The organism is Lentzea aerocolonigenes (genome assembly GCF_000955955.1).
Lineage (GTDB): Bacteria > Actinomycetota > Actinomycetes > Mycobacteriales > Pseudonocardiaceae > Lentzea > Lentzea aerocolonigenes_A.
In genome coordinates this window covers 21288-41867 of sequence record NZ_JYJG01000134.1, presented here as the reverse complement: position 1 = coordinate 41867, position 20580 = coordinate 21288, and the positions used below count along the sequence as shown (strand labels likewise).

22 protein-coding genes are annotated in these 20580 nt (G+C 68.7%); 9 read left to right on the top strand and 13 right to left on the bottom strand.

Going from position 1 to position 20580, the window contains the following annotated elements; genetic code table 11:
• Positions 1-50: 50 nt before the first annotated feature.
• Positions 51-587, top strand: coding sequence for an NUDIX domain-containing protein (locus UK23_RS20280; RefSeq protein WP_045313142.1), 537 nt, complete (start codon positions 51-53; stop codon positions 585-587).
• Here the strand turns inward: UK23_RS20280 and UK23_RS20275 are convergent.
• Positions 584-1504, bottom strand: coding sequence for a helix-turn-helix domain-containing protein (locus tag UK23_RS20275; RefSeq protein ID WP_045313160.1), 921 nt, complete (start codon positions 1502-1504; stop codon positions 584-586). The two genes, UK23_RS20280 and UK23_RS20275, sit on opposite strands and share 4 nt — an antisense overlap.
• A gap of 105 nt (positions 1505-1609) precedes the next feature.
• Between UK23_RS20275 and UK23_RS20270 the strand changes: the two genes are divergently transcribed.
• Together UK23_RS20270 and UK23_RS20265 are read left to right on the top strand one after the other, a co-directional pair.
• Entirely contained in the window at positions 1610-2200 is a 591-nt protein-coding gene (locus tag UK23_RS20270; RefSeq protein WP_045313141.1) for a DJ-1/PfpI family protein, read from the top strand.
• On the top strand, positions 2197-2604 hold the full coding sequence (locus UK23_RS20265) for a hypothetical protein (protein ID WP_045313140.1): 408 nt from the start codon (positions 2197-2199) through the stop codon (positions 2602-2604). The genes UK23_RS20270 and UK23_RS20265 overlap by 4 nt, the downstream gene beginning before the upstream one ends.
• On the opposite strand, the gene UK23_RS20260 is transcribed toward UK23_RS20265, so the two are convergent.
• Positions 2601-3299: an SDR family oxidoreductase gene (locus UK23_RS20260; protein ID WP_082114819.1), complete on the bottom strand. Its 699-nt coding sequence runs from the start codon at positions 3297-3299 to the stop codon at positions 2601-2603. The genes UK23_RS20265 and UK23_RS20260 overlap by 4 nt on opposite strands.
• A gap of 102 nt (positions 3300-3401) precedes the next feature.
• On the opposite strand from UK23_RS20260, the gene UK23_RS20255 reads away from it, so the two are divergent.
• Complete coding sequence (locus UK23_RS20255) at positions 3402-4256, top strand: helix-turn-helix transcriptional regulator (protein WP_045313138.1); 855 nt, start codon at positions 3402-3404, stop codon at positions 4254-4256.
• On the opposite strand, the gene UK23_RS20250 is transcribed toward UK23_RS20255, so the two are convergent.
• Positions 4171-4929 (bottom strand): enoyl-CoA hydratase-related protein, encoded by a 759-nt coding sequence (locus UK23_RS20250; RefSeq protein WP_045313137.1) that lies wholly within the window; start codon positions 4927-4929, stop codon positions 4171-4173. The genes UK23_RS20255 and UK23_RS20250 overlap by 86 nt on opposite strands.
• Before the next feature lie 17 nt (positions 4930-4946).
• On the bottom strand, positions 4947-6941 hold the full coding sequence (locus tag UK23_RS20245) for a protein meaA (RefSeq protein WP_045313159.1): 1995 nt from the start codon (positions 6939-6941) through the stop codon (positions 4947-4949).
• A gap of 101 nt (positions 6942-7042) precedes the next feature.
• Here UK23_RS20245 and UK23_RS20240 point away from each other — a divergent pair, with 101 nt between their 5' ends.
• Positions 7043-7330 (top strand): hypothetical protein, encoded by a 288-nt coding sequence (locus UK23_RS20240; RefSeq protein WP_045313136.1) that lies wholly within the window; start codon positions 7043-7045, stop codon positions 7328-7330.
• Here UK23_RS20240 and murA read toward each other — a convergent pair.
• Together murA and UK23_RS20230 are read right to left on the bottom strand one after the other, a co-directional pair.
• The gene (gene murA, locus UK23_RS20235) at positions 7327-8589 is read right to left on the bottom strand and encodes a UDP-N-acetylglucosamine 1-carboxyvinyltransferase (RefSeq protein ID WP_045313135.1); all 1263 of its coding nucleotides are present in this window, start codon (positions 8587-8589) and stop codon (positions 7327-7329) included. The genes UK23_RS20240 and murA overlap by 4 nt on opposite strands.
• A gap of 29 nt (positions 8590-8618) precedes the next feature.
• Positions 8619-9026, bottom strand: a complete 408-nt coding sequence (locus UK23_RS20230; RefSeq protein WP_231114591.1) for a MarR family winged helix-turn-helix transcriptional regulator — start codon at positions 9024-9026, stop codon at positions 8619-8621.
• A gap of 87 nt (positions 9027-9113) precedes the next feature.
• On the opposite strand from UK23_RS20230, the gene UK23_RS20225 reads away from it, so the two are divergent.
• Positions 9114-9929 carry an SDR family oxidoreductase gene (locus UK23_RS20225; RefSeq protein ID WP_156213248.1) on the top strand — a complete coding sequence of 272 codons (816 nt, stop codon included), beginning with the start codon at positions 9114-9116 and terminating at the stop codon, positions 9927-9929.
• A gap of 10 nt (positions 9930-9939) precedes the next feature.
• Positions 9940-10512, top strand: coding sequence for a cob(I)yrinic acid a,c-diamide adenosyltransferase (locus UK23_RS20220; RefSeq protein WP_045313157.1), 573 nt, complete (start codon positions 9940-9942; stop codon positions 10510-10512).
• Positions 10513-10571: 59 nt separating this feature from the next.
• Here the strand turns inward: UK23_RS20220 and UK23_RS20215 are convergent, their stop codons facing one another.
• Entirely contained in the window at positions 10572-11003 is a 432-nt protein-coding gene (locus UK23_RS20215; RefSeq protein WP_045313133.1) for a DUF2550 domain-containing protein, read from the bottom strand.
• 22 nt (positions 11004-11025) lie between these two features.
• Positions 11026-11391: a F0F1 ATP synthase subunit epsilon gene (locus tag UK23_RS20210; RefSeq protein WP_045313132.1), complete on the bottom strand. Its 366-nt coding sequence runs from the start codon at positions 11389-11391 to the stop codon at positions 11026-11028.
• A gap of 106 nt (positions 11392-11497) precedes the next feature.
• Here UK23_RS20210 and UK23_RS20205 point away from each other — a divergent pair, with 106 nt between their 5' ends.
• On the top strand, positions 11498-11986 hold the full coding sequence (locus UK23_RS20205) for a SigE family RNA polymerase sigma factor (RefSeq protein WP_045313131.1): 489 nt from the start codon (positions 11498-11500) through the stop codon (positions 11984-11986).
• A complete protein-coding gene (locus tag UK23_RS20200) occupies positions 11977-13191 on the top strand; it encodes a hypothetical protein (protein ID WP_156213247.1) in 1215 nt (404 codons plus the stop codon). The genes UK23_RS20205 and UK23_RS20200 overlap by 10 nt, the downstream gene beginning before the upstream one ends.
• A gap of 450 nt (positions 13192-13641) precedes the next feature.
• Here the strand turns inward: UK23_RS20200 and UK23_RS20195 are convergent, their stop codons facing one another.
• From UK23_RS20195 to UK23_RS20175, 5 genes are all read right to left on the bottom strand, one after another.
• Positions 13642-15375: an ABC transporter ATP-binding protein gene (locus UK23_RS20195; protein ID WP_045313129.1), complete on the bottom strand. Its 1734-nt coding sequence runs from the start codon at positions 15373-15375 to the stop codon at positions 13642-13644.
• Positions 15372-16877: an ABC transporter transmembrane domain-containing protein gene (locus UK23_RS20190; protein WP_082114815.1), complete on the bottom strand. Its 1506-nt coding sequence runs from the start codon at positions 16875-16877 to the stop codon at positions 15372-15374. Before UK23_RS20190 ends, UK23_RS20195 begins: the two co-directional genes overlap by 4 nt.
• Positions 16878-16893: 16 nt before the next feature.
• The gene (locus tag UK23_RS20185; RefSeq protein ID WP_045313128.1) at positions 16894-18102 is read right to left on the bottom strand and encodes an MFS transporter; all 1209 of its coding nucleotides are present in this window, start codon (positions 18100-18102) and stop codon (positions 16894-16896) included.
• Between the two features lie 128 nt (positions 18103-18230).
• Positions 18231-19667, bottom strand: a complete 1437-nt coding sequence (gene atpD, locus UK23_RS20180; protein ID WP_231114590.1) for a F0F1 ATP synthase subunit beta — start codon at positions 19665-19667, stop codon at positions 18231-18233.
• Positions 19660-20574, bottom strand: coding sequence for a F0F1 ATP synthase subunit gamma (locus tag UK23_RS20175; protein WP_045313126.1), 915 nt, complete (start codon positions 20572-20574; stop codon positions 19660-19662). Before UK23_RS20175 ends, atpD begins: the two co-directional genes overlap by 8 nt.
• Between the last annotated feature and the right edge of the window lie 6 nt (positions 20575-20580).

Here is a 20580-nt window from a genome sequence, read left to right as displayed (position 1 = left end):
ACAGGCTACGGGGTGTGTCCAGAAACGGGACGTTAGGTACGGTCCGTGGCGTGGAGAGCCTCGGCACCCGTGAGGTGTACGCAAACCCGTGGATGACCGTTCGCGAGGACGAGATCCGGCGCGCGGACGGCACTACCGGCATCTACGGCGTCATCGACAAGCCGGACTTCGCGCTGATCATCCCGCTCGACGGCGAACGGGTGCGGCTCGTCGAGCAGTTCCGGTACCCGATCGGGATGCGGCGCTGGGAGTTCCCTCAGGGCACGGCTCCGGACCGGGCTTCCGCCGACCCGTTCTCGCTCGCCGTCCGCGAGCTGCGCGAGGAGACCGGCCTGCGCGCGGGCAAGATGACCGAGCTGGGCGTGATCGACGTCGCGCCGGGCATGTCGTCGCAGCGCGGACGGGTGTTCCTCGCTACCGAGCTGACCGAGGGCTTCCACGAGCGGGAGCACGAGGAGCAGGACATGCGCTCGGCCTGGTTCCCGCGCGCCGCCTTCGAGACGATGATCGCGAAGGGCGAGATCACCGACGCGCAGTCGATCGCCGCCTACACGCTCCTGCTGCTGCACGAGCACTCTCAGCCCTAGTTCTGCTGGAACGCCGCCCGGTAGTTCTGCGGTGACGTCCCGGCGATCCGCTTGAACCTGTCGCGGAACGCCGTGGCCGACCCGAACCCGACCTTGCCCGCGATCACCTCGACGGGTTGCCTGGTGGTTTCGAGCAGGTGCTGGGCATTCCTGATCCTCGCCCTGTGCAGCCACTGCAACGGCGTCGTGCCGGTCTGCTCGCGAAACCGCCGGTTCAACGTCCGCGTGCTCATCCCCGCGCGGCCGGCGATCTCCACCAGCGTCAGGTCGCGCGCCGCGTTGGCCTCCATCCAGCGCAGCACGGGCTCGAGCTCCGCGCCCTGCGGTGTGGCGGGTGGCGTCACGATGAACTGCGCCTGCCCTCCTTCCCTCTCGAGCGGCATCACGGCCATCCGAGCCGCATCCGCCGCCACGGCCGAACCGTGGTCGCGCCGGATCATGTGCAGGCACAGGTCCAGCCCGGCCGCGGCACCCGCCGACGTCAGGAACTGCCCGTTGTCGACGTAGAGCACGTCCGGGTCGACCTCGATCTCCGGATGCCGCGCCTGCAACTCCTCGGCCCCCAGCCAGTGCGTCGTCACCCGCAGCCCGTCCAGCAGGCCGGTAGCGGCGAACACGAACGCGCCCGTGCAGATCGACGCGATCCGCGCCCCTCTCGCCGCCGCCTGCCTGAGCGCCTCGAGCACGCGTTCGGGAACGACCAGGTCCGGATCGTGGCCTGGCAGCACGATCGTGTCCACTTCGGACAGCAACTCCAGTCCGTGCGGCACTTTCAGCTCGAACAGCTCGGCCTTCACAGTCCTCTTCGGACCGCAGACTCGCACCCGGTACCGGCCGGTCCAGTTGAAGCCGTCGACCCCCACGGCGAAGTCGAACGGGACGACGCTGTCCATCACCAGTACCGCCACCTCGTGCATGACGTCCACCGTAGCTGGCGAGAATCCGTTGGAACATGGCATTCCAGCCAGTTCTCGCCGGCTCGCGTGGCTCCTACCGTCGTGATCACAGACGAAGGAGGGCGGATGCTCGCTCAGGTGGTGTTGTTCGACGGGTTCGACCCGTTGGATGCGATCGGGCCGTACGAGACGCTGACAGCAGGCGGAATCCACGCCGAACTGGTGACCGCGGAAGGCCCGCGTGAAGTGGAGAGCGGTGCGCGGTTGTCGCTGAAGGCAACAGCCGCACTCGATCCGGAACGACCAGGAATCGTGCTGGTCCCAGGTGCTGCGGGTGTTGCGGAGGACGAGATCGTCCCGTTGCTGGCCGCAGCCGCCGGCACCCTCGCCGGGCCGATGGAACAAGCGCTCGACACGCCCGGGCTGACGGTCGCGACCGTGTGCGGCGGGTCCTTGGTGCTGGCGATGGCGGGGTTGATCGGCGGTCGCACCGCGACCACCAACCACCTCGGCCTGCGCGCGCTGGAGTCCATGGGCGTCAACGCCGTCCGCGCGCGAATTGTCGACGACGGCGACCTCGTGACCGCCGCCGGCGTGACCTCCGGCGTCGACCTGGGCCTCTACCTGGTGGAACGCGAGGTCGGCGCCCAGAAAGCGCTCGAAGTCGAAACCCTCTTCGCCCACGAACGCCGCGGCACCGCCTGGAGGGCCGCGTGAGCAAGCTGTTCCTCTCGCTGCACGTCCTGGCCGCGATCATCGCCATCGGCCCGGTCACCGTGGCCGCCAGCATGTTCCCCAAAGCCGTCCGCGACGACGGCAACCCAGAGCTCCTGCACCGGATCTGCCGCGTCTACGCCCTCATCGGCATCTCGGTACCGGTCTTCGGCTTCGCGACGGCCGGCGTGATGGGCGTGACCGGCCACCCCTGGGTGATCGTGTCGATCGCGCTCACCACCGCCGCCGCGTTCGTGCTGGCCCTCAAAATCCTGCCCGGCCAGGAGAAGGCGCTGAAGTCCGACGACGTCGAGCACCTGGCGATGTACACAGGCCTCTTCAACCTGTTGTGGGCCACCGTGACGGTGCTGATGATCCTCCGGCCGGGCTCGACGACCGGGGCCTAGCGCTGCGCCACCGGCCGCACCACGATCTCGTTGACGTCGACCTCGGCGGGCTGTGAGATCGCGTACCTGATGGCGTCACCGATGGCAGAGGCCGGCAGCGCGATCTTGCGGTACTCCGCCATCATCGACGTCGCGTAGTCCTCCGTGATGGTGTCCGCCAGCTCGGACTCCGTGACACCGGGCGAGATCACGGTGACCCGCAGGTCGGTGCGCTCCTGCCGCAGTCCCTCGGACAGCGCCCGCACCGCGTACTTCGTCGCGCAGTACACCGCGGCCGTGGGCACGACCAGATGAGCGGCGATCGAGGCGACGTTGACGACGTGACCGCCATCGGTGAACCGGGGCAGCACCGCGGCGATCCCGTACAGCACGCCACGCACGTTCACGTCGAGCATCCGGTCCCACTCGTCGACCTTCAGCGACTCCACGAGGGACAACGGCATCACGCCCGCGTTGTTCACCAGGACGTCCACCCGCCCGTACCTCTCGACCGCAGCGTCCACAAAGGACTGGAAGGACTCGCGCGAGGTCACGTCCAGCGGCGCGTGGGCACCACCGATCTCGGCAGCCAACGCAGCCAGCCGGTCCTCCCGCCGCGCCCCGAGGAACACCTGATGCCCTGCCTCGGCCAGCACACGGGCCGTGGCCTCGCCAATGCCGCTGGAAGCTCCACTGATCAACACGACTTTGCTCATGTCCACAACGATGACCAGCGGAAACAGCGCCAGCCAGGACACCTTTTCCCTAGGTGTGGCACACCCGGGCAGAAGTCCGCGCGGCCGAATAACCTCGGAGACGTGCTCGGCGAGTTCCTGAAGGCCCACCGCGCCCGCGTCAATCCCGAGGACGCGGGCCTGCCCAGCCACACCCAGCGCAAGGTCAAGGGCCTGCGCAGAGAAGAAGTCGCCGTCCTGGCGGGCGTCAGCGCCGACTACTACGCCCGCCTCGAACAGGGCCGCGAGACCAACCCGTCGGCCCAGGTCCTGGACGCGCTCAGCCGCGCGCTCAGGCTCGACACCGACGCGCGAAACCACCTGCACCGCCTGGCCGGAGTCGTCGCCGACGAGGGCCACGCACCGGACGTCGTGAGCCCCGAACTGAGGCAGCTCATCAGCGGAATGCACGACATGCCGGCGTTCGTGATGAACTCGCTGCTCGACATCCTCGCCGTGAACCCGCTGGCCGAAGCCCTGTACGAGCCGTTCACCCCGGCCGACAACGCCGCCAGGATGACGTTCCTCGACCCGGCCGCCACGAGCTTCTACCCGCGCTGGCACTGGGTGGCCCAGAGCACCGTCGCACACCTGCGCGGCACGGCCGACCCGAAATCGCCGCGCCTGCGGCAGATGGTGGCCGAGCTCAACCGGCACCCGGTGTTCGAACAGCTGTGGGAGCAGCACGAGGTGCGCGGGAAGACCCAGGACGCCAAGGAGTTCGTGCATCCCGCGGTCGGCCCGCTGAAGCTCGACTACCACTCGTTCGACGTCCGCGAGGCACCCGGCCAGTTCCTCGTGATCTACCGGGCCGAGCCGGGCCCGAACGCCGACGCGTTGAGCCTTCTCGCGACTAGTCGGGCCACACGGGCGGCCGCTTCTCCAGGAACGACGCCCGCCCCTCTTTGGCTGACGGGGACTGCGACGTCTCGGCCATGACGGCCAGCGCGATCTCGTAGCCGTCGGCCTCCGGCCGGTCCAGCTGCGCGTAGATCGTCCGCTTGCCCACGGCCTTCGACGCCCGGCTGCCCCTCGTGGCCCGCGCCAGCAACTCGTCAACGGCCTCATCGAGCTCCGCGGCCGGCACCGCGCGGTTGATCAGACCCCACTCCACGGCCGTCGCAGCGTCCACGACGTCCCCGGTGAGCACCATCTCCATCAACCGCTTGCGCCCCACCGACCGCGCGACCGGCACCGCGGGCGTGTGGCAGAACCACCCGGCTTTCCCACCGGGCAAGGCAAATCCGGCGTCCAGCGAGGCCACCGCGAGATCGCACGACGCCACCAGCTGGCACCCGGCAGCCGTCGCCAACCCCTGCACGCGCGCGATCACGACCTGCGGCACGGCCTGAATGGTCCTCATCAGCACCGTGCACAGCTCCAGCAGCAGCCGCACGCCCTCTTCGTCACGGGCGTGCACATCCGCGAAGTCGTGCCCAGCACTGAAAACCGGCCCCTCGGCAGCCAGCACGATGCCGGCCGCGTCGGACGAACCGGCCTCCCGGAACGCCTCCAGCAACTCGGTCAGGTGCTCGGCGGAGAGCGCATTGCGCTTCGCCGCGCGGTTCATCGTGATGCGGACAACCGAGCCCTCACGCGCAACGTCGACCATGCCCCGAATCTAGGCCGCTAGGCCAAGGAATGCACCTCGCGGATCACGGTGACGATCTCGTCCATGATCTCGGTCAGCTCGTAGTCCTTGGGCGTGAACACCCGCGCCACACCGCGCTCACGCAGCTTCAAAGCGTCGTCCGGCGGGATGATGCCGCCGACGATCACCGGGATGTCACCGGCACCGGCCTCGCGCAGTCCGTCGACCACCGCGGGCACGACTTCGAGGTGCGAGCCGGACAGGATCGAGAGGCCGACGACGTGCACGTCCTCCTGCACGGCCGCGGCCACGATCTGCGACGGCGTGAGGCGAATGCCCTGGTAGACGACCTCGAAGCCGACGTCGCGGGCACGCACGGCGACCTGCTCGGCGCCGTTGGAGTGGCCGTCGAGACCCGGCTTGCCGACCAGCATGCGCAGCCGCTCGCCGATCTCCTCGCCTGTCCCGCGCACCCGGTCCCGCACGCGTGCGATCTCCGAGCCGGCCTCACCCGAGGCCGAAGCACCGGAAACGCCTGTGGGCGCACGGTATTCGCCGAACGTCTCACGCAGCGCCTGCGACCACTCACCGGTCGTCACGCCGGCACGCGCACAAGCCAGCGTCACCTCGACGAGGTTCTGGTCGGTCTTCGCGGCCTCGCGCAACGAATCCAGAGCCGCGGCAACCGCGGCGTTGTCACGGGAAGCGCGCCACTGCTGGATCGCCTCGACCGCGTGCATCTCGACGATCGGGTCGATGGTCTCGATCGCGTTGGCGCCCTCGGCCTGCAGAGGCGACGGCTCGGTGGTGTCGAACTTGTTGACACCGACGACGATCTCCTCGCCGGACTCGACGCGACGACGGCGGTCCGCCAGCGACGACACCAGCTGAGACTTCATGTAGCCGGACTCGACGGCCGCGACGGCACCGCCCATCGCCTGCACGCGGTCGATCTCCTCGCGCGCACCGGCGAGGATCTCGTTCACCTTCGCCTCGATCACCGGCGAGCCGTCGAAGATGTCGTCGTACTCCAGCAAGTCCGTCTCGTAGGCCAGGACCTGCTGCATGCGCAGGGCCCACTGCTGGTCCCACGGACGCGGCAGGCCGAGCGCCTCGTTCCACGCGGGAAGCTGGATCGCGCGGGCACGGGCGTTGCGTGACAAGGACACCGCGAGCATCTCCAGCACGATGCGCTGGACGTTGTTCTCCGGCTGGGCTTCGGTGAGACCCAGCGAGTTGACCTGCACGCCGTAGCGGAACCGGCGGTGCTTCGGGTTCTCGACGCCGTAGCGCTCCAGCGTGATCTCGTCCCACAGCTGGGCGAACGCGCGCATCTTGCACATCTCCTCGATGAACCGCACACCGGCGTTCACGAAGAAGGAAATGCGGGCGACGACCTCACCGAACTTCTCGACCGGCACCTGGCCGGAGTCGCGCACCGAGTCGAGGACCGCGATCGCCGTGCACATCGCGTACGCGACCTCCTGCGCCGGCGTCGCGCCGACCTCCTGGAGGTGGTAGCTGCAGATGTTGATCGGGTTCCACTTGGGCACGTTCGACACGGTCCACGCGACCATGTCGGTGATCAGCCGCAGCGACGGTCCCGGCGGGAACACGTAAGTGCCGCGGGACAGGTACTCCTTGATGATGTCGTTCTGCGTGGTGCCGGCCAGCGTCGACGGGTCCGCGCCCTGCTCCTCCGCCACGGTGACGTACATGGCGAGCAGCCACATGGCCGTCGCGTTGATCGTCATCGACGTGTTGGCGCCGGCGAGCGGGATCTGGTCGAAGAGCTGCCGCATGTCGCCGATGTGGCTGATCGGCACGCCGACCTTGCCGACCTCGCCCTTCGCGAGCTCGTCGTCCGGGTCGTAACCGGTCTGCGTCGGCAGGTCGAACGCCACCGACAACCCCGTCTGGCCCTTCGCGAGGTTGCGGCGGTAGAGCGCGTTGGAAGCCGCGGCCGACGAGTGACCCGCGTACGTCCGCATCACCCAGGGGCGGTCGCGCTCACGGTCAGCTGGGTACGGCACAGCAACCTCCCACATGTCGTTCATCGGAGCGTACTGGCCGGTAACCATTGCTGCGCGTGCGCTTGCTCACTGAATCGTGACCGCAAGAGCATGATGAAGGGGTGACGGCGATTTACCAGGCAGTGGTCGTGTTCGGGGTGCTCGGACTGCTGGCTCTGGCGTTGAGGTACTTCGTGGGCAACGACAAGCGGGCCGTGCCGGATCTGGACGGCTCGGACTTCGGGTTGTTGAGCGAGGTCGCGATCGTGCCCACGGAGGAGGCCGCGAACGTCCTCGTGCGGAAGCTGAAGGCGAACGGGGTGCGCGCCACGCGTTCGCGGCACGCGCCGTACCGGGTGATGGTGTTCCCGGCGGACGTCGCGAACGCGCGGCTCGTGCTGAAGACCTAGCTGACGCGCTCCACGTCGGCACCGAGCTTGCGGAGGTTTTCCACGAACCCAGGGTAACCGCGCTCGATGTGGAAGATCTCGTAGACCTCGGTGGCCCCGTCCGCGCACAGACCGGCCAGCACGAGCCCGGCACCAGCGCGAATGTCCGAAGCCCAGACCGGTGCGCTCGACAGCTGCTCGACGCCGCGGATCACCGCGTGGTGACCGTCCGTGCGCGCGTCGGCCCCGAGCCGGATCATCTCGTCGATGAACCGGAACCGCGCCTCGAACAGGTTCTCGGTGATCATCGACGTGCCTTCGGAGACAGCCGACAGCGCGATCGCGAACGGCTGGTTGTCCGTGGCGAAACCGGGGTACGGCAGCGTCACGAAGTCGACCGCCTTGGGCCGCCCGTCCATGACGACGCGGAAACCCTCGTCCTCGCCCTCGTAGACGGTCACCTCGGCGCCCGCCATGCGCAGCTTCTCCAGCACCAGGTCGAGGTGGTGCGGGTTCACGCCGCGCACGCGCACGTCGCCGCGCGTCATGACGGCGGCGAAACCCCAGGTGGCGCCAACGATCCGGTCGCCGATCACGCGGTGCTCGGTCGGCTTGAGCTCAGTCACGCCGTGCACCGTCAGCGTGGACGTGCCCGCGCCCTCGATCTTCGCGCCCATCTGCGTGAGCATCAGGCACAGGTCGACGATCTCGGGCTCGCGCGCGGCGTTGTCGATCACCGTCGTGCCGTTGGCCAGCACGGCCGCCATCAGGATGTTCTCGGTGGCGCCCATGCTCGGGAAGTCGAGCCAGATCTGCGCGCCGTGCAGCCCCTCGGCCTCGGCGACGATGCAACCGTGCTCGATCCACGTCTTGGCGCCGAGCTTCTCCAGCCCGCTCTGGTGCATGTCGAGCGGCCGCGAGCCGATCGCGTCACCACCCGGCAACGCCACGACCGCGCGCTTGCACCGGCCGACCAGCGGCCCCAGCACGCAGATCGACGCCCGCAGCTTGCCCATCGCCTCGGAGTCCGCGTGGTAGCTGAGCTCCTGCGGCGTCGTGATCCGCGCCACGTCACCTTCGAGCTCGACCTCGCACCCGAGGCTGCGCAACGCGTCCGCCATCAGCGGCACGTCGAGGATGTCGGGGCAGTTAGTGAGGGTTGTTGTGCCCTCCGCGAGCAGAGCAGCGGCCATCAGCTTGAGGACGCTGTTCTTGGCGCCGACGACATCAACCTCGCCGACCAGACGTGCGCCACCGTGTACTCGGAAATGCTCGCTCACGCGGCAATCCTACGTACCTGCGCACAGACCTAGTCACTCAGCATGCGCTGCAACAGATCCCTCAGTTGACGACGATCAGCCGCGCCCAGCGAGGCGAGCGGTTCTGCCGCGAACTGCAGCGCGGCCTGGAACTCCCGGGCCAGCCGCTGCCCCTCGTCCGTGGCGACGATGTACTTCACCCGCCGGTCCTGCTCACCGGGCCGCCGTTCCACCAGCCCGCGTGCCTGCAGCCGGTCGATGATCCCGGTGACGTTGGACCGCTCGGATCCGAGCTTGTCGGCGATCCAGTGCATCGGCTGCGGCTCGTCCAGCGCCACCAGCACCTTTGCCTGAACGGACGTCAGGTCCTGCGCAGCGGCGGCCTGCTCGTACTCCTTGGTGTAGCGCTGCACGATCCGCGCGAGCAGCGACACGACCTCCGAGCTGACCTTGTCCATGACGAGCATCATAGTTGACGTCATGAACTATTGCGAGGCATACTAGTTCATGTCAATAACTATTATGGACATGAACTGAGGAGCATCATGATCGTCCTGATCACCGGCACGTCGTCCGGCATCGGTCTCTCCGCCGCGGTCCAGGCCGCCGAGGCCGGTCACCAGGTCGTGGCCACGATGCGCGACACCTCCCGTGCCGACGCCCTGCGCGCCGCGAGCCCGGACATCGACGTCCGCCAGCTCGACGTGACCGACGGCGACTCCATCACCGCCGCGATCGACGGCGTGATCCGCGACTACGGCCGCCTCGACGCCGTGGTCAACAACGCGGGCGCCGGCCACATCGGCACGGTCGAGACCGACTCGGTCGACAACTTCCGCAAGGTCATGGAGACCAACTTCTTCGGCGTGGTGCAGGTCACCAAGGCCGCGATGCCGCACCTGCGCGCCGCACGCGGCCGCCTGATCACCGTGACGAGCGTCGGCGGCGTCGTGGGCCAGCCGTTCAACGAGGCATACTGCGCGGCCAAGTTCGCGGTCGAGGGCATGATGGAGAGCCTCGCGCCGGTCGCCGCCCAGCACGGCGTGACCGTCACCGTCGTGGAGCCCGGCGCCGTGGCCAGCGAGTTCGTCGCCAACGTGGGCGTGGACGTCGAAACCGTCTTCGAAGCGGCAGGCCCGTACGCACCGCAGCTCAAGGCCTACGTGGGCCGCACTTCCACGTCGTTCTCCGGCGCCCAGACGCCCGACGAGGCCGCCGCGACGATCATGGAGGCCCTCACCGCCGAGCAGCCGCCGTTCCGCGTGCAGACGTCCGACTGGGCTCGGCAGTTCAACGGCGTGAAGCTCGCCGACCTCGACGGCTCGGCCGTGCAGAAGCTGACCTCCGGGTGGATCTCCTAGAGTGCCGGTCATGGCGGTACATCTCACGAAGATCTACACGCGGGTCGGCGACGACGGCACGACCGGCCTCGGCGACTTCTCGCGCGTCCCCAAGACCTCGCCTCGCATCGAGGCGTACGCGGACGTCGACGAGACCAACGCGGCGCTCGGCGTGGCCCTCGCGCTCGGTCAGCTGGCCCCTGACGTCTTCGAGGTCGTGCGCAAGGTGCAGAACGACCTCTTCGACGTCGGAGCGGACCTCTGCACGCCGATCGTGCCGGACCCGAAGTACCCGCCGCTGCGCATCACCCAGGCCTACGTGGACCGCCTGGAGGGCTACTGCGACACGTTCAACGAGCGGTTGGGCAAGCTCGACTCGTTCATCCTGAACGGCGGCACCCCCGGCGCCGCCCTCCTGCACCAGGCCCGCACCATCGCCCGCCGCGCGGAACGGCGTGCGTGGTCGCTCATCGAGGCCGACGCCGAGCACACCAACGTGCTCACGGCGAAGTACCTGAACCGGCTGTCGGACCTGCTCTTCATCCTGGCCAGGGTGGCGAACCCGGACGGCGACGTCCTCTGGCAGCCCGGCGAGAACGCCTAGCGAACGACGAAGGGCGCCTTCATCCACGTCAGGGGTGGATGAAGGCGCCCTTCATCGTGCTAAGAGGCCCAGGGAATCGTCCGGCCAGGAGGCGACGACTCGAGCCAGGACAGGAATCCGGTGAGCGCGTCCGGGCCCATCGCGATCTCGATCTCGCCAGTGCCGACCTTGCAGCGCAGCACCGTGGCCCCGGCCGGCATCGCGTACGCCTCCGGCCCGGTGGGCTCGCGGCGCGCGTCGATCTCGAGGCCGTCTCTGGCGATCATCTGATCCGGCCCCGACCCGAGCGAGAGCACCCGGAACCAGGCGAACTGGTCGCCCCGGTAGTGCCCCACGCCCAGGTGCCAGCCACGGCCGCGATCGTCGAACTGGCTGCGCAGCGCTACGTGCACACCGCCCTCGCGCAGCAACCGGATCCGGCGCCAGGCGAAGTAGGCGATGACCACCGCCACCACGAGCAGGATCAGTCCGGCAATCTCGGTGATCCCCACGGCTGGGCCCTCGCGCCCGGTCTCAGGCCGACTGTTCCACGGCCCGCACGCGCGCTGCCGCACGTGCGCGCTCTGCATCGTCCGCGTCCTGCAGCGCCGTCCGGGCCGCGGCCACGTCGATCTCACCCGCGAGCTCGGCGTCCTCGGCGAGAATCGATACGCCGGTGCCGGTCACGGAGAGGAAGCCACCGTGCACGGCGGCGGTGACGAGGCCACCGTCCGTCGTGCGGATGCGGACCACACCACCCTCGACCAGCTGACCGAGAACGGGCTCGTGACCGGGCAGGATGCCGATCTCGCCCTCGGTCGTCTGCGCCGAAACTGAGGTGGCCTTGCCGGACCACAGGCGGCGTTCAACGGCGACCAGTTCAACGGTCATCTCGGCCACGCGTATCTCCCTCGTCGTCTGGAGTCGATCTGAGTCTAAACGGTCGCCTGACAACCTTGCCGCCCCGCCCGGTGTCAGTACCTTCGACAACCGCCGAAGGGGGGACATGCAGGACTTCGAGGACTTCGTGGCGTTGCGCTCACAGGCTCTGTTGCGCACCGCCTACCTGCTGTGCGGCGGCGACAAAGGCGCCGCTGAGGACATTCTGCAGGACGTCCTCATGAGCATGTACGGCAAGTGGCGCCGAATCAGGACCTCACCGGAAGCCTACGCGCGCACGGCACTGGCCAACGCGGCCGCGAACCGCTGGCGCAGACGGTCCCGCAAGCCGGAGGCACCGCTGGAACTGGGGGCGGTACCTACGTCTCGGGGGCACGAACAGCAGGTCGTGGACGCGGACAGCGTGGTGCGCGCGTTGGGGCAGCTGCCTCGGAAGATGCGCGCGGTTCTGGTGCTGCGGTTCTTCGACGACCTCAGCGAGGCCGAGACCGCCCGCACGCTGGGCTGCGGCATCGGCACGGTGAAGAGCCAGACCTCGCGGGGCCTCGCCCGCATGCGGGAACTGATGGGTGAGCAGGTGCTGACGTGGAACTGAAGGAAGCAATGGAGGCCGCGACGGCAGACCTGGACGTGCGGCCCGGATTCGTGGGGGACGTAATGGCCGGTGGGCGACGACGACACACACGCAAGCTCCTGTCCGTGACAGCGGCGATCGCGCTGGTCGCGGGCGTGATCACGGGAGTGGTGCTGACCCGCCATCCCTCCGACCCGCTGCTCACGCACGACGAACGGCTCACGGCGGCCACGAGCGGTGACCTCGCGTCCAGCCGGACGGACATCGAGCAGGCGTTGCGCGTGTGGCAAAGCACACAGAAAGCACCTGACCGCATCACCGACTTCTCCGCTCCCGCACACGTCTTCTGGGCGGGCCGCACACCGTCAGGACCGGCGGTGCTGATCGTGCAGCCGGTCCGGGTGGCGAGCACGCCCACGCCGATGACCCTCGTCGGTCTGGTCGCGACGAACGAGGTGGTCGATCGCGAGCTCCTCCTCGACGGCGAACGCGAACGCGGGATCTACCGCTTCGGCGCGGACCAGTCGACGAACGTCGTGCTGACCCTGCGCCGGACCGTGTACTGGTCACAACAACCGGTGCGCGGCGAGGACGGCCGGCTGTCGCGGAAGTGGTGGGCACTCGAGACGGGTGGAACCGGCGTGGCCGTGGTGAGCACCCCGCAGGAGAACAAGCCGGTGTTCGTGCGATCCGACACCCAGCCCGCAGACGACGACTTCCTCCAGGAACCGCTGATGGCGAAGCAGGACTACGGACCGGAGGGTGCCTTCAAGCCGCACACCGGCCTCGGCTGGAACGACAGCGTGTGGGCTTCCGACAAGCAGGACGAGCACCCCCAGACGAAGTCGATGTTCTCGCTCCGGGACATGCAACGGGCCGGAGTGCTCGACTACCTCGTGGCTGACGGCGCGTTCGGCCAGTGGCAGGTGCGCGCGTGGCTGCCGGACGGCAGGTTCGCCTCCGTGTTCGAGGCGAACGGCGAGACGTACGCCGCCATCTACCGGGCGAACGGCACGTTCTCCCAGGGGGTGGCCGGCTCGAGGACGAGCAAGGGCGCGCGGCTGCCGGCACGGGTGCGGCTGCCAGATGACCTGGGGACCGTCGTGGCCGACTTCGGGTTCCGGATCGGGCCGGACCGCCGCCCTGACGCCTGGATAGCGCCCGCGGGTACGACGTCGGTGGCCGTCGGACTGGCTGACGGCGACTCGGTCCAGGTGCCGATCTAGCAGCGTGTCGAAGCTGTTGTCCAGCAGGTCTTGTTGAAGCGACCGGTCAGGTTGACCGCGCGGGATCGTGAAGAGCTGCTTCGGCTGACTGTGACCGGGGTGCGGCCGGCGTTGCCCTGGCGTGCTCGGCACCGCCGGCGAGGCATACCCGGTGGTCGTTGCGGCTGCTGGAAAGACACGTCGAGCTCCCCGAGGACATCCCGAACCTGGACCACGAGCGCACGCGGAGTTCGCCGCCCGCGTGGAGGGCGTGCTCGCCATCTACGCCCGCCCGTACGACCCGGCCCGTCCGGTGCCCGCCAGGCCGAAACGCCTGCGAGGACAGCGAATACGTCCGGTGCGGCACCTGCTCGATCTTCGTGTGGACAGAGCCCCTGCGCGGACGGCGCCCGTGTCCACGCCCTGGCCCAGCGCACCAAAATCGACTGGGCCAGGCAGGTCCAGCAACTACTAGGTGCCGTGCCAGGAGCGCCAGAGCGTCGCGTAGGTGCCGTCCCTGGCCACCAGGTCGTCGTGCGACCCCAGCTCCACGATGCGGCCCGCGTCGACGACCGCGATCCGGTCGGCGTCCCGCGCGGTCTGCAGCCGGTGCGCGATCGCGATCACCGTGCGGCTCTCCCGCACGGCCGCGATCGCGCGCTCGGCGTGCCTGGCCGTGGCCGGGTCGAGTGAGGACGTCGCCTCGTCCAGCACCAGGGTGTGCGGGTCGGCGACCTCCACCCGCGCGAGCGAGAGTTGTTGTGCCCGCGCGGGATCCAGCTCCAGCCCGCCCGCGCCGAGCACGGTGTCGAGCCCGTCCGGCAGTTCGTCGAACCACCCGGCGTCCACGGTCCGCAACGCTTCGACGAGCCGTTCGTCCGGCGCGTTCGGCGCGGCCATCGCCAGGTTCTCCCGCAACGTCCCGATGAACACGTGATGTTCTTGCGTGACGAGGACGATCTCCTGCTCGCCCGCCGCCACCAGGTCCGCGACCGGCACGCCACCCACGAGCACCGAACCCTCCGCGGGCCGGTCCACTCCGGCGATCAACCTGCCCAGCGTCGACTTGCCGGCACCGGACACGCCGACGACCGCGAGCCGTTCTCCCGGCTGCACCACGAGGTCCACGCCGTGCAGCACCTCATGTCCGTCCACATAGGAGTACCGCACCCCGCGAACCTCGATGCGGTCGCTCTCCGGGACACCGACAGCTGGCGGCGGCTCGATCTGCGCCCCGATCCCCTCGATCCGCGCGAACGACGCCCCGCCGCGCTGCAGGAACTCGACCCAGAACATGATCCGGTCCATCGGCTCGACCAGCCGCCACGCCCACAGCGCGGCCGTGACGACGACCTCGATCCGCACGCCGTCGGCCGCGTAGACGAACCCGCCGACGAGCAGCACCAGCGCGGTCGGCAGGGTGTTCAGGAAGCCTGCCACCGGGAACAGCACGTTGCGCAGCCACAACGTCCTCAGCCGCGTCCGGTACGAGCGCGCGATGGTGTCGTCCGCGAGCCCCACCATCCGCTCCCGCAGCCCGTACGTCTCGATCGTCCGGCTGCCCTCACCGACCGCCGCGGAGATCTCCGCCACGTCGCCGTTCGCCTCGCTCTCCGCGAGATACGCAGCGCGCGCACGAGCGAGATACCAGCGCAGGACCCACACGACGAACGGCGTCCCGCCCAGCGCGACGAGACCGAGCACCGGGTCCAGCAGGAACGTCGCCGCGAACACCACGACCAGGTGCACCACACCCGTGAGCACCTCAGGAACGCTGTCCCGCAACGCCTGCCCGACCGTGCCGACGTCACTCGTCACGCGCGTCAGCAGATCTCCGACGCTCAGCCGGTCCACCACCCGCGCGGGCAGGGCCATCGACCGCGCCACCGCCTCCTCGCGCAACGAGGCCAGCAACCGCTCGCCCAGACGCGTCGTCTGCACCGCGCTGTACCGCACCAGCAACAGGTGCACGACCGCCGCGGCCAGCACGCCCAGCGCGATCAGGTCCACAGTGGACAGCGTGAGCGTCCCGGCCTGCACCCCGCCCACGATCTTCCCGAGCAGGTAGGGCCCGACCAGCCCGGTCAACGCCGTCAGCGCCGTGAGCACCAGCACGACGACCAGCGCACGCCGCTCACCGCGCATCAGCCGCACCGCCGCGCGACGCACCTCGCGCCGGTCCGCGATCGGCAGCCTGGCCGTCATCGGTCACCCTCCAGGAACACCGTCTGATCCGCCTGTCCGATCCACAACGGCGACGAGGACACGACCACGGTGGTCCGCCCCTGCCGCTGTTCCTTCACCCTCCGCGCCACCGCCGCCTCCGTGACCGCGTCCAGCGCCGACGTCGGCTCCACCAGCACCAGCAGATCCGGTTCGCTCAGCAACGCCCTGACGAGCCTGAGCCGCTGCCGCTGCCCACCGGAAACGTTGCGCCCCTGGGACTCCAGGTGCGAGTCGAGCCCGTCCGGCAACGCCTCCACGACATCCACCGCGGCGGCCGCCCAGATCGCCCGTTCCAGCTCACCATCGCCGTGCTCGGCCACCGACACCGCGTCCCGCACCGACCCGGCGAACAGGTAGTCGTCGTTGTCCGCCACCACTCCCGGCAACCGATCGACGGCTTCCCTCGCCGCCGTCGCGTTCGCCGACACCACCACCGTCAACGCACCGGTCTTGACGTCGAGGACCGGAGCGTCGTCCACATCGGACTCCGGCCGCAGCCGCAAGATCTCGACCACCCGCCGCGCCGACACCAACGCCCGCGGAATGGCGTCGGCCCCTTCCATGAAGAAGCTGACCGGCACGATCAACGTCGTGACGTAGAGGTAGACCGCCAGCATCTCCTCGATCGAGACGGCCCCGGTCACGGCCATCCGCGCCACGATCCACGTCACCACGGCCAGGAACAGCGCGGGCAACCCCCAGGTCAGCGCCTGCACCCAGCTCAGCCACACCGAAACCCGGTACCCATCGCGCAGAACCTCGCGCGACTTGCGTTCGAACCGCTCGGCGAACGCCGGCTTCCCACCGATCCCGGACAACACCTTCAGCCCGGCCACGATGTCGCCCGCCCGCGAGCTCAACTCCCCCTGGCTCTGCCGATACCCGGCCTCCACCCCGTGCAACCGCCGCAACACGGGACCGGTGACGACCGCCAGCACCGGCACGCCCAGCAACACCACCACCGCGACCAGCGGCGAGATCCTCACCAGCAGCACCGCAGTAACCACGTACGCGACCACAGCCCCGACCCCGGGCCCGGTGCTGGTCAACGCGTGCGCGATCCGAGCCGTGTCCCCGCTCTGCAGGTACGTCAGCTCACCAGTGGAAACCTTCCGCCGCACCACTCCACCCAGCCGGGTGACGTGCCGCACGACCACCTGAGCCGTCCGCAACGAGGCATCGGTCCGCACCAGCGTCATGGTCCGGTGCCGCGCCACCCCGACGAGCGCCAGCAGCCCCGCGACCACGACGAGCGCCCCGCACCACCACACCAGCCCAGCGCGATCGCCACCTCGGAGCCCGACCTCGACAGCCCTGGCGATGAGGTACGGCGGCACGATCAGCCCGCACATCCACAGCGACCCCCACCACGCCCCGGCCAGCACCCGCCACCGCTGCATGCGCACCAGCCACCACAGGTACCGCCAGGGCGATCGGAGATCCGGGCTTCCGGGATCGTCGTAGGGAACATGTCGGGCCATGCACCCGACCTTGCCATCAGCCGGAGCTCGCCACGACCGATTTCGCCTTCAGCCCAATCGCACCAACGGCCGTAGCGCCCAACGCCGCGATGACCGCAAACGCGTAGAAGCCCCACGGATAAGCGAGCCCAGCCGACAACAGCGCTCCACCGAGCAACGGCCCGCTGATGGCTCCCAACCGTCCGATGCCGGCAGCCCACCCGATGCCAGTAGCCCGGTTCTCCTCGTAAACCCGCCCGGCATACGCATAAACGAGCACCTGCGCACTGAACACGAAGCACCCGGCCAGCAACACGGCCGCGTAGATGGTCACCCCGGGCAGCTTGATGCTCAGCAACGCCAAGAACACCACCGCGCCCGCGAACCATCCGATCGCCGCCGGCCGGATCCCCACCCTGTCAGCGACCGCACCGGCGATCAGAAGTCCAATCACCGCACCGATGTTGAGCGTCAGCAGCAACCCCAGCGCCGCCCCGAGGTCGTACCCGGCACTGCGCATGATCTGCGGCAGCCACGTGTTCAACCCGTACACCAACAACAACCCCATGAACGAGGCCGCCCAGAAGGCCACAGTGGCCTTCCGCAGCCCGGGCTTGAACAGCGACCCGACCGCCTCGAGCGCAGGCGCCTTCCGCACCGCGGTCTCCGGCAAGTGCTTGACCATCAAGGGAATCAGCACCAACGCGGGCAACGCACCCGCCACGAACAACGCCCGCCACCCGAGCTGAGGAATCAACACGATCCCGAGCAGCGCCGTGATGACCGCACCCACGTGATACCCGGTCATGATGAGCGTCGTGGCCCGCCCACCCTGCTGAGGCCTCGCCTCGTTGACCAACGCGATCGCCGTGGGCAGACACCCGCCGAGCCCCACCCCGGCGAGGAACCTGAGCACACCGAACGTCGTGGCGTCGTGGGCGAACGCACAGGCCAGCGTGAACACCGAGAACGCGGCCACCGCGAAGATCATGACCTTGCGCCGCCCGATGACGTCCGTGATGGTCCCGATGATCAGCGCGCCGATCATCATCCCGAACAGACCCGCCGTGGACACCGCACTCGCTGACGCCGTCGTGAGCAGCTTTTCCTGCAGCAGCACGGGAATGACGGTGCCGAGCACGACCAGATCGAATCCGTCGAGCAGGACCGCGGTCCAGCACAACGGCAACACCCATTTGTTCACGCGCGCTCTCCTCCTCGGCGAGGGGCCTGATGTGCTGTGCATCGTGCGACGTCAGACCCAGGAGCCGGGAGTGCGGTTTCCATCCACCGGAAACTTCATGTACGCCGGGAAAGCCGAAGGGCCGCCCCTCCACAGTGGAGGAACGGCCCTTCGAAAAGCTCAGAGCCAGCTCAGTTGCCGGCCAGCTTCTTTGCGTTGGCCTCGACGTCGTCCAACCCGCCGCAGGAGAAGAACGCCTGCTCCGGGAAGTGGTCGAACTCGCCCTTGCACACGCGGTCGAACGCCTCGATCGTGTCCTTGATCGGCACGAACGAACCGGGCTGACCCGTGAACTTCTCGGCCACGATGAAGTTCTGGCCGAGGAAGCGCTCGAGACGACGCGCGCGACCGACGAGGACCTTGTCCTCCTCGGAGAGCTCGTCCATACCGAGGATGGCGATGATGTCCTGCAGCTCCTTGTACTTCTGCAGGATTCGCTTCACCTCCTGGGCGACCCGGTAGTGCTCCTCGCCGACGATCGACGGCTCGAGGATTCGAGACGACGACGACAGCGGGTCGACGGCCGGGTAGATGCCCTTCTGGGAGATCGGACGGGAAAGCTCCGTCGTCGCGTCCAGGTGGGCGAAGGTCGTCGCCGGGGCGGGGTCGGTGTAGTCGTCCGCGGGCACGTAGATGGCCTGCAGCGACGTGATCGACTTACCGCGCGTCGAGGTGATGCGCTCCTGGAGCTCACCCATCTCGTCCGCCAGCGTCGGCTGGTAACCCACGGCGGAAGGCATGCGGCCCAGCAGGGTCGACACCTCGGAACCCGCCTGGGTGAACCGGAAGATGTTGTCGATGAAGAGCAGCACGTCCTGGTTCTGCACGTCGCGGAAGTACTCCGCCATCGTGAGAGCGGACAGCGCGACGCGCATACGCGTGCCGGGCGGCTCGTCCATCTGACCGAAGACGAGAGCGGTGTCCCCGAGAACACCCATCTCTTCCATTTCCAGGAGGAGGTCGGTGCCCTCACGGGTGCGCTCACCGACGCCGGCGAACACCGACGTACCGGAGAACTCACGGGCAATACGCGTGATCATCTCCTGGATGAGCACGGTCTTGCCGACACCCGCGCCGCCGAACAGGCCGATCTTGCCGCCCTTGACGTACGGGGTGAGCAGGTCGATGACCTTGATGCCGGTCTCGAGGATCTCGGTCTTGCCCTCGAGCTGGTCGAAGGCGGGCGCCTTGCGGTGGATGCCCCACTGCTCGCCGTCGCGGCCGAGGCCGGGCGAGTCGAGGCAGTCACCGAGGGCGTTGAAGACGTGGCCCTTGACGACGTCGCCGACCGGCACCGAGATCGCGGCACCCGTGTCGGTCACGGTGGCGCCGCGGACGAGACCGTCGGTCGGCTGCATCGAGATGCAGCGGACCAGGTTGTCGCCGAGGTGCTGCGCGACCTCGAGGGTCAGCGTCTTGGCGACCGCCTCGAAGGTGATCTCCGTGTGGCAAGCGTTGAACAGCTCCGGCACGGCGTCGCGCGGGAACTCCACGTCGACGACCGCACCAATCACCCGGACCACACGGCCGGTGCGGGTGGTGGTGGCAGTAGCACTCATGTCACTCATCACTTCCTGCGCCACCGGTAAGCGCGGAGGCGCCACCGACGATCTCGCTGATCTCCTGGGTGATCTGGGCCTGACGGGCCGAGTTCGCCGCCCGGCTGAGGTTCCGGACCAGCTCCGTCGCGTTGTCCGTCGCGGCCTTCATGGCCGTACGACGAGCAGCGGACTCCGAAGCTGCCGCCTCCAGCATGGCGGAGAACAGGCGAGTCTTCACGTACTTGGGCAGCATCGCACCGAGCAGCGCCTCGGCGCTGGGCTCGAAGTCGTACACCGCACGCGGGCCCTTGGGGGACTCACCGGTGTACTCGACGTCCATCGGCGCGATCCGCCTGGCGGTCGGCGTCTGGCTCAGCATGGACTTGAACTCCGTGTACACGACGTGGATCTCGTCCACGCCCTGCGCACCGTTCTCCGTGCCTTCCAGGAACGCCTCCACCAGCGCGTCACCGGCTTCGACGGCGTTGATGTAGTTCGGGGTCTGCGAGAACCCGCTCCACGAGGCGGTGACCTCGCGGCGGCGGAACGTGTAGTACCCGATCGCCTTGCGGCCGGTCACGTACAGCACCGGCTCCTTGCCCTCGGACTTGAGCAGCTGGATCAGCTGCTCAGCGGCCTTGAGGACGTTGGCGTTGTAACCACCGCACATGCCCTTGTCGCTGGTCACGACGAGGATGGCGGCGCGCTTCGGGTTCTCGCGTTCCGTCAGCAGCGGGTGGTCGAGGTTCGCCGAGGCCTCGGCCAACGCGGAGAGCACGTTAGTGATCTCGTCCGCGTAGGGACGCGAGGCCGCGACCCTGGTCTGCGCCTTGGCAAGGCGAGACGTGGCGATGAGCTCGTAGGCCTTCGTGATCTTCTTGGTCGAGTTGACCGTTCGGATCCGCTGGCGAAGCTCCCGAATCTGTGCGCCCATGGCTCA